Source organism: Glycomyces algeriensis (assembly GCF_027622855.1).
Taxonomy (GTDB): Bacteria; Actinomycetota; Actinomycetes; order Mycobacteriales; family Micromonosporaceae; genus Glycomyces; species Glycomyces algeriensis.
In genome coordinates this window covers 39,401-46,586 of the sequence record NZ_JAPZVR010000026.1, presented here as the reverse complement: position 1 = coordinate 46,586, position 7,186 = coordinate 39,401, and the positions used below count along the sequence as shown (strand labels likewise).

7 protein-coding genes are annotated in these 7,186 nt (G+C 70.0%); 4 read left to right on the top strand and 3 right to left on the bottom strand.

The window, feature by feature from the left end; translation table 11 throughout:
• Positions 1 to 21: 21 nt before the first annotated feature.
• On the bottom strand, positions 22 to 441 hold the full coding sequence (locus O2L52_RS24645; RefSeq protein ID WP_270118886.1) for a RidA family protein: 420 nt from the start codon (positions 439 to 441) through the stop codon (positions 22 to 24).
• 91 nt (positions 442 to 532) lie between these two features.
• Here O2L52_RS24645 and O2L52_RS24640 point away from each other — a divergent pair, with 91 nt between their 5' ends.
• Positions 533 to 1,018 (top strand): MarR family winged helix-turn-helix transcriptional regulator, encoded by a 486-nt coding sequence (locus O2L52_RS24640; protein ID WP_270118885.1) that lies wholly within the window; start codon positions 533 to 535, stop codon positions 1,016 to 1,018.
• A gap of 60 nt (positions 1,019 to 1,078) precedes the next feature.
• Here O2L52_RS24640 and O2L52_RS24635 read toward each other — a convergent pair whose 3' ends face one another.
• Positions 1,079 to 1,567: a hypothetical protein gene (locus O2L52_RS24635; protein WP_270118884.1), complete on the bottom strand. Its 489-nt coding sequence runs from the start codon at positions 1,565 to 1,567 to the stop codon at positions 1,079 to 1,081.
• Positions 1,568 to 1,734: 167 nt separating this feature from the next.
• Here O2L52_RS24635 and O2L52_RS24630 point away from each other — a divergent pair, with 167 nt between their 5' ends.
• The 3 genes from O2L52_RS24630 (at position 1,735) to O2L52_RS24620 (ending at position 4,867) form a co-directional block, all read left to right on the top strand.
• Positions 1,735 to 2,199, top strand: a complete 465-nt coding sequence (locus O2L52_RS24630) for a hypothetical protein (protein ID WP_270118882.1) — start codon at positions 1,735 to 1,737, stop codon at positions 2,197 to 2,199.
• Between the two features lie 29 nt (positions 2,200 to 2,228).
• On the top strand, positions 2,229 to 2,738 hold the full coding sequence (locus O2L52_RS24625; protein ID WP_270118879.1) for a hypothetical protein: 510 nt from the start codon (positions 2,229 to 2,231) through the stop codon (positions 2,736 to 2,738).
• Between the two features lie 83 nt (positions 2,739 to 2,821).
• A complete protein-coding gene (locus O2L52_RS24620; RefSeq protein WP_270118877.1) occupies positions 2,822 to 4,867 on the top strand; it encodes a beta-galactosidase in 2,046 nt (681 codons plus the stop codon).
• A 1,064-nt stretch (positions 4,868 to 5,931) separates the two neighbouring features.
• On the opposite strand, the gene O2L52_RS24615 is transcribed toward O2L52_RS24620, so the two are convergent.
• Positions 5,932 to 7,029 carry a polysaccharide deacetylase family protein gene (locus O2L52_RS24615; RefSeq protein ID WP_270118874.1) on the bottom strand — a complete coding sequence of 366 codons (1,098 nt, stop codon included), beginning with the start codon at positions 7,027 to 7,029 and terminating at the stop codon, positions 5,932 to 5,934.
• Between the last annotated feature and the right edge of the window lie 157 nt (positions 7,030 to 7,186).

Sequence of the window (7,186 nt, the reverse complement as noted above, 5' to 3'; positions counted from 1 at the left end):
CCCGGCCCGGCCCTCTTTTGCTCAGTCCTGTCCGAGGACCGCGGTCACCCGGATCTCGACGCGCATCTTCGGCGCGCCGAGCGCGGCCACCCCGAGCTGCGTCCAGATCGGCGCGCGGTCGCCCATGCGCTTGCGGAACTGCTCGGCCATGACGCGGGTCGGCCGCTCCCCGATCTGGTCCGGGGCGTCGGGCAGGTGGTAGGAGTTGACGTGCACGACGTCCCGCCACGTGGCCCCGGCCAGTGCGAGCGTCCGCTCCACGTTGTCGAAGGCGCGCACGATCTCCTCCTCGAGGTCTTCGGGGAAGGCGAGGTCGTCGTCCCAGCCGCCCTGCCCCGAGATCTCGACGCGGTCGCCGATCCGCAGCGCCTGCCGGTAGTGCAGCATCGCCTCCAGTTTCTCGCCCGCGCCGGGGGTGACGAAGAATTCGGGCCTGCTCATGATGGTCTCCCTCGATTGACTTCAAGCGTGAAGTAAACCTAGCACGTTTGACTTCACGCTTGAAGTGAACATCGGTGGGTATATTGCTGCCATGACCGCCGCCGCGAATCCCGACCCCGACGAGGCGCTGTGGCTCGGTCCCGAGGAGAAGGCGGCCTGGACCGGCGTCGCGTCCCTGGTCTGGCTCCTCCCGGGACGGCTCGAGGCGCCCCTCCAGAAGGCGTTCGGCCTCAGCCTCTTCGACTACCTGACCCTCAGCCACATCTCCGAGGCGCCCGACCGCCGCCTGCGCATGAGCGAGCTCGCCTACCTCGCCAACGGCTCCCTGTCGCGCCTGTCGAACGTCGTCAAGCGCTTCGAGCAGCGCGGCTGGGTCGAGCGCTCGCCCGACCCCGAGGACGGCCGCTACACGATCGCCGCGCTCACCGACGCCGGCTTCGACGTGGTCGTCGCCGCCGCCCCGGTCCACGTCCGCACCGTGCGCGAGTCCGTCCTCGACCCCCTCGACGCAGAGGATCAGCGCGCGCTCGCCCGCATCGCCGCCAAGCTCGCCATCCGCCCCGAAGACCTCGCCTGAGGCAACGCGAAAGCCGCCGACCGGCAGCGCCGGTCGGCGGCTTCACATGTCGTCGACTCGCTAGATGCTCTGGACGTTCTCGTAGACGCCGTCGCTGTTGTTGTCCTCGGCGGACGTGTCGTAGAAGCCGTCCCCGTCCGTGTCGGACTCGACGGTGTTGACGAAGCCGTCGCCGTCGGTGTCCGTGCCGGTGGTGTCGAGGAACGTGTCGCCGTCGGTGTCGACCAGGATCGTCTCGGAGTACCCGTCGGCGTCCGCGTCGGTGGTGACGGTGTCGACCCAGCCGTCGCCGTCCATGTCGGACTCGATGGTCTCGTTGTACCCGTCGCCGTCGTAGTCGAAGGCGGTCGACTCGTTCACGCCGTCACCGTCGACGTCGGTGTCCGCGACCGAGGTGTAGACGTCGTCCGAGGAGGTGTCGTCGGCGTAGGCGTCCTCGGTGTACGAGTCGTCCGTGTAGCTCGTGGAGTCCTCAGTGGAAAAGTCATCGGCCGAGTCGGCTCCATAACCATCCGTGGTGAAGTCGTCTCCGCTGTCGAATTCGCTCATCGTCTCCCTGCCTCGGGTTGGGGATGTGTTCGGTGCTGTCGTTGAGAACCATAGAACCCGCTCGCAAGCCCCGTCCTCCCAGGATCGTGCCACTACGGCCGATTTCATCCGCCCCCGCTCCACCGGCCGTGAATCGCGCGATGGCGCCGCGCTCGTATGCTCGGACCATGGACCACCCCCTCGGATTCGCGCTCACCGACGAGTCCGGCACCCGCGCCGCAGCCGGGCGCACGCTCCGCCTCATCGGGCACGTGCACTCCCCGGCGGAGTTCCTGATCGGGGAGGACACTGCGGACGCGACCGTGTGGGTCCTCGACGTCGCCCGAGGCGAACTGCACCCGCTCAACCGCGACCGCGAACGTACCGAGCGCTTCCTCGCGGCGTTCGGCGCGTACCTGCACGACGGACCGCCCGCGCCGGCGCCCATGGTGCTCGACGCGCGGCAGGCCGCGGAGCGCCTGGCCCTGCTCCGCGCGGGCAAGGTGGCGCCGCGGGCCCCGGCGCGTCCCGCCGTGCCCCACCGAAAGCGCCTGCGCCGCCTGCTCGAAGCGCTCGAACGGGCCGACCCCGACGCGCTGGCCGCGTCGTGGTGGTGCGGCTCGATCGAGCAGGCGAAGGACGACCTGCTCTGATTTTCCGCGACCGACCCTTGGAGGCGCACATGGCCGCAGTACGCGGCAAGCCCGTGAAGCCGCACCCCGCGGTGACCGCGCTGCTCCTGCTGCTGGTCGTCGGCGTGCTCTCGCTGTTCCCGATCGCGTTGTACGCCAACGCGATGGAGATGGCGGACGGCTACCGGGCCTCGCACGGGCAGGCCGGGACGCCGGGTAACGCCATGATCGACAGCGCGGTCGACGGCAAGGGCGGGCAGGTCTGCCGCGGCGTGTTCACGCCCGACGGCGGCGCCGCGGTCGAGGTCCGCATCGAGGTCGACGGCGAGTGCGAGGAGGGCCAGGAGGTCGAGGCGCGCCTCATGGAGGGCCGGTCCTCGATGTTCACCGGGTACGGCGAGCCGAGGGCCTGGGCGGCCGGGGCGGACGACTGGGCCGGGTACCTGCCCCTGGTGGTCCTGTTCGGCCTGCTGAGCCTGCCGCTGGTCCTGCTGGCGGTCGCGGTCGTCGTCAAACTCGCGAAACTGGTCTTCCTGCCGCGTGAGGCGCCGAAGGCGTGACGGGCCCGATTCGGGCTTGACAATCGGCTGCGAACCCCTAGGCTCTTTATCGATAAAGTCTTCGATCTAAGGAAGTTCGCCTCGTGAGCCGGAAACTCGTCCGTCACGCGCCCATCGCCAAGGGCGTCCCCCACCTGCTGCACGGCGGGGACTACAACCCCGACCAGTGGCTGGCGTCCAAGGACGCCACCTGGAAGGAGGACATGCGCCTCGCCCGGCTGGCCGGGGTCAACACGCTCTCGGTGGGCATCTTCGCCTGGGCCGCACTCGAGCCCGAGGAGGGCCGCTACGAGTTCGGGTGGCTCGACGAGATCATGGACCTCATGGCCGAGAACGGCATCACCGCCGTGCTCGCGACCCCCTCCGGCGCGCGCCCCGGCTGGATGAGCCACCGGTACCCCGAGGTCCTGCGCGTGAACGGCGACCGCACCAGGAACCGCCACGGCGGCCGCCACAACCACTGCCTCACCTCCCCGGTGTACCGCGAGAAGACGCTCGCGATCAACACCGCCCTCGCCGAGCGCTACGGCGAGCACCCCGCGCTCGGCGTCTGGCACCTCTCGAACGAGTACGGCGGCGAGTGCCACTGCGACCTCTGCCAGGAGCGGTTCCGCGCGTACCTGCAGGTCAATTACGGCTCGCTCGACGAGCTCAACCAGTCGTGGTGGACCGCGTTCTGGGCCAAGACCTACACCGACTGGTCCCACATCGAGTCGCCCAGCCCCCACGGGCGCGGCGAGCAGGACATCCACGGCCTGCACTTGGACTGGATGCGGTTCACCACCGAGCAGTTCGCCGACTTCTACCGCCACGAGGCCGCGCCGTTGAAGGCGCTCACCCCCGAGATCCCGTGCACCACCAACCTCATGGGCACCTACCCGGGCATCGACTACTACCGGCTCGCCCAGGAGCTCGACGTGGTCTCGTGGGACTCCTACCCGCAGTGGAGCGGCACCGACAGCGATGTGCGCACCGGCGTCGAGGCCTCCTTCCACCACGACCTGACGCGCAGCCTCAAGGGCAAGCCGTTCATGCTCATGGAGTCCTCGCCCTCGGCCACCAACTGGCGGCCGGTCGCCAAGCTCCACCGCCCCGGCGTCCACATGCTCCAGTCGATGCAGGCCGTCGCCCACGGCGCGGACACCGTGCAGTACTTCCAGTTCCGCAAGGGCCGCGGCGGCTCGGAGAAGTTCCACGGCGCGATCGTCGACCACGAGGGCACCGAGCGCACGCGCGTCTTCCGCGACGTCGCCGAGGTCGGCGAGCGCCTCGCCGGGCTCGACGCGGTCGTCGGCACCACGACGCCGGCCGACGTCGCCCTCGTCTACGACTGGCCGACCCGCTGGGCCCTGGACGACATGAAGGGCATGCTGCAGGACCGGACCGGCTACGCCCGCACCGTGATCGACCACTACCAGGCCTTCTGGCAGCAGGGCGTGCCCGTCGACGTCATCGACGGCTCGCTCATCGCCGCGCCCGGCGAGCTCGACCAGTACCGCGTGCTCGTCGCGCCGATGATGTACATGCTCCGGCCCGGCGTCGCCGAAGCGGTGGACGCCTTCGTGGAGCGCGGCGGCACCTTCGTCGCGACCTACGCCTCGGGCTATGTGGACGAGAACGACCGCACCTTCCTCGGCGGCTTCCCCGGGCCGCTGCGGGAGACCCTCGGCGTCTGGGCCGAGGAGATCGACGCGCTCAACCCGGGCGACCGCAACGCGATCGAATGGGACGGCAGGGCCTACGAGGCCTTCGACCTGTGCGAGCTGGTCCACGCCGAAGGGGCCGAGGTCCTGGGCGCGTACGGATCGGACTTCTACGCGGGCCGCCCGGCGCTCACCGTCAACCGCCGCGGCGAGGGCAGGGCGTACTTCATCGCCGCCCGCACCGGCGCGGACTTCCTCGCCGACTTCTACCGCGCGGTGGTCGAGGAGACCGGCGTCGAGCGGGCGCTCGACGCGGACCTCCCCGCGGGCGTCACCGCCCAGGTCCGCAGCGACGGCGAGAACGACCACGTGTTCGTGCTGAACTGCAACCCCCACGGCGCCGTCGTCGACCTCGCCGGCAACCCGCTGGAGCTCGACCCGCACGCGGTCGCGCTCTTCGAGCGGCCCCGCAAGGGCGCTGCCTGAGTGACGAACCGGCCCCGGACCCGCTCGGGTCCGGGGCCGGTCTGCGCCTGTCGCGGCCCGGGCCCGAGCGCAATGGCCCTCCGGTAGTCGTTCGGTGACCGATCGGCCCACGGGTGGTCGGTCGATCGGGAGCCGACCCCGGAGTGCGACCATTTAAGAACCGAGTGCTATTGGCGCCCAATGGAACCGACAATCCGACCGTAGTGCTCGCCAGTGCCCAGGAGCATCAACGACCTCGGATACCCGTATCCAGAGACGAGTCACCATGGCAAAGCCCCCTCGAAAGCGCCTGTTCACCATCGACCGCGTCCGCCTGGTCTTCGAGGCGATCCTCACCGTGACCGCGGTCGTCTCGATCTTCCTGGCCATCAGCAAGGACAAGCAGCTCGAGGAGCAGGGCCAGGAGCTCACCCAGTCGCAGGAGCAGGAGCAGAGCCTGTCCGTGGAGATCACCAACCTGGTCGAGCAGGTCGACGAGCGCGACGCCGAGGCCGATGCGCTGCAGGCCCGCATCGACGAACTCGAAGCCGACACCGCGCCGACGGACGGGGCGGGCTCGGAGAACGAGAGCGGCTACGTCACCCTCGAGACGAACGTGGACAGCGAGAGCTGCGACAACTTCGGCTACGGCGACTGGACCGCCGCCTCGGTGCAATACGCGGGAGGCTCCTACAGCCGCGGCTTCAACTGCGGCATGGCCAAGGGCAGCTCGACCGACACCGCGGGCGGCTACATCGACTTCCTGGTCCCCACCGGCGCGACGACCCTGACCGGCGCCGCCGGGATCGACGAGAACTCGGACGCGAGCGACATGCGCCTGACGTTCGCGATCTACGCGATCCCCGACGAGACCGACCCGATCTGGAGCACCGAGCTCGAGTACGGCGGCCTGGAGGAGTTCACAGTGGACGTCACCGGTGTCTCGCGCGTGCGGTTCGAGGTGACGATGCTCGACGCCGAAGTGGGCACGGGGGCCCCGGCCGGGTCCCCCCACGTCGCCTCCCCCCCCTCCCCCGCGGCGCCCGCCGGCCCCGCGGCCGCGGCCGCGGGACCGGCTTCAGGTGCTAGACGCGCGTCCACTTCTGGTTGGCGCCGGTCCAGCAGGAGTAGAGCTGGACGGCGGCGCCGTTCGCGCTGCCGTAGACGTCCAGGCAGGTGCCGGTCCCGGTGTTGCGCACCGTGCCGTCCGATCCGAACGTCCACTTCTGGCTGCTCCCGCTGGAGCAGCTGCCGATCTGCGCGAGCGCCCCGTTCCCGCTCGCGGAGGGTTCGAGGCACTTGCCGAGGACGCGCAGCTCCTGCGCGGCCGTGTAGGTGAACTGCTGGTTCGCGCCCTCGTAGCAGGTGTAGAGCTGGACGCGGGTGCCGTTGGCGGTGCTGCCGCTCGGCACGTCGATGCACTTGCCGGCGGACTCGGAGCGGAGCAGGTCGGTGCCGGTGCCGCCACCGCCGCCTCCTCCGCCGCCGCCGGTCGTCGGGGCGACGGCCCGGCCGGTGGACGGGGAGATCATCCCCGCGCACAGGTTCCGGGAGCGCAGGTTGGCCGCGATCTGCGGGATCGCGTTGATGGTGTTCTGGTAGGCGTCGTGCATGAGGATGACGCCGCCGTTCTGGAGGTTGTTCGCCGCCGACACGATCTGGGCGGTGCTGGCGCCGTTCCAGTCCTGGGAGTCGACGCTCCACAGGACCTCGGTGAGGCCGTACTGGGCCTCGACCGACTTCAGGGTCGCGTTGGTCTCGCCGTAAGGCGGCCGGAACAGCACCGGGGTGCCGCCGCCGGCCTGCTGGATCGCCTGCTGGGTGCTGGAGATCTCCTGCGCCATCTGCGAGGACGACAGCTGCGTCATGTGCCCGTGCGAGTAGGAGTGGTTGCCCACCCACATGCCGGCGTTGACCTGGGCCGCGACCAGCGAGGGGTTGCTCGCCGCCCGCTGGCCGGTGTTGAACATGGTGGCGCGCAGGCCGTTCGCCGTGAGCGTGTTGAGCAGGCTGCTGGTGGTCCCGGGGTTGGGGCCGTCGTCGTAGGTGAGGGCGACGTAGCCGTTGCAGGTCTGGGCCTGCGCGGGGGTCGCGGCGAGGAGCACCGCGGCGGTCGCGGCGGTGAAGACGAGTGCGGACAGGGTGGCGATGAGCGGTCGGATGCGGCGGCGGATGCCGTGCATGCTGCCCTCCTTGGGATGCGATGCGGCGCATCAGTCCGCGTCGACGGTTCCCGGGGTGAGGGCCGTGATCGTCATGAGGGGGACGATGGAGCGATGCAGTAGACATTGAGAATTATCGATGTACATGAAGGACTTGGACAAGACGCCTGCGCCGGAA

Bases quoted from the DNA above. Each gene is read 5' to 3' on its own strand.
- O2L52_RS24645 (WP_270118886.1), bottom strand. From the start codon at position 441: ATGAGCAGGCCCGAATTCTTCGTCACCCCCGGCGCGGGCGAGAAACTG.
- O2L52_RS24615 (WP_270118874.1), bottom strand. From the start codon at position 7,029: ATGCACGGCATCCGCCGCCGCATCCGACCGCTCATCGCCACCCTGTCC.
- O2L52_RS24640 (WP_270118885.1), top strand. From the start codon at position 533: ATGACCGCCGCCGCGAATCCCGACCCCGACGAGGCGCTGTGGCTCGGT.
- O2L52_RS24625 (WP_270118879.1), top strand. From the start codon at position 2,229: ATGGCCGCAGTACGCGGCAAGCCCGTGAAGCCGCACCCCGCGGTGACC.
- O2L52_RS24630 (WP_270118882.1), top strand. From the start codon at position 1,735: ATGGACCACCCCCTCGGATTCGCGCTCACCGACGAGTCCGGCACCCGC.
- O2L52_RS24635 (WP_270118884.1), bottom strand. From the start codon at position 1,567: ATGAGCGAATTCGACAGCGGAGACGACTTCACCACGGATGGTTATGGA.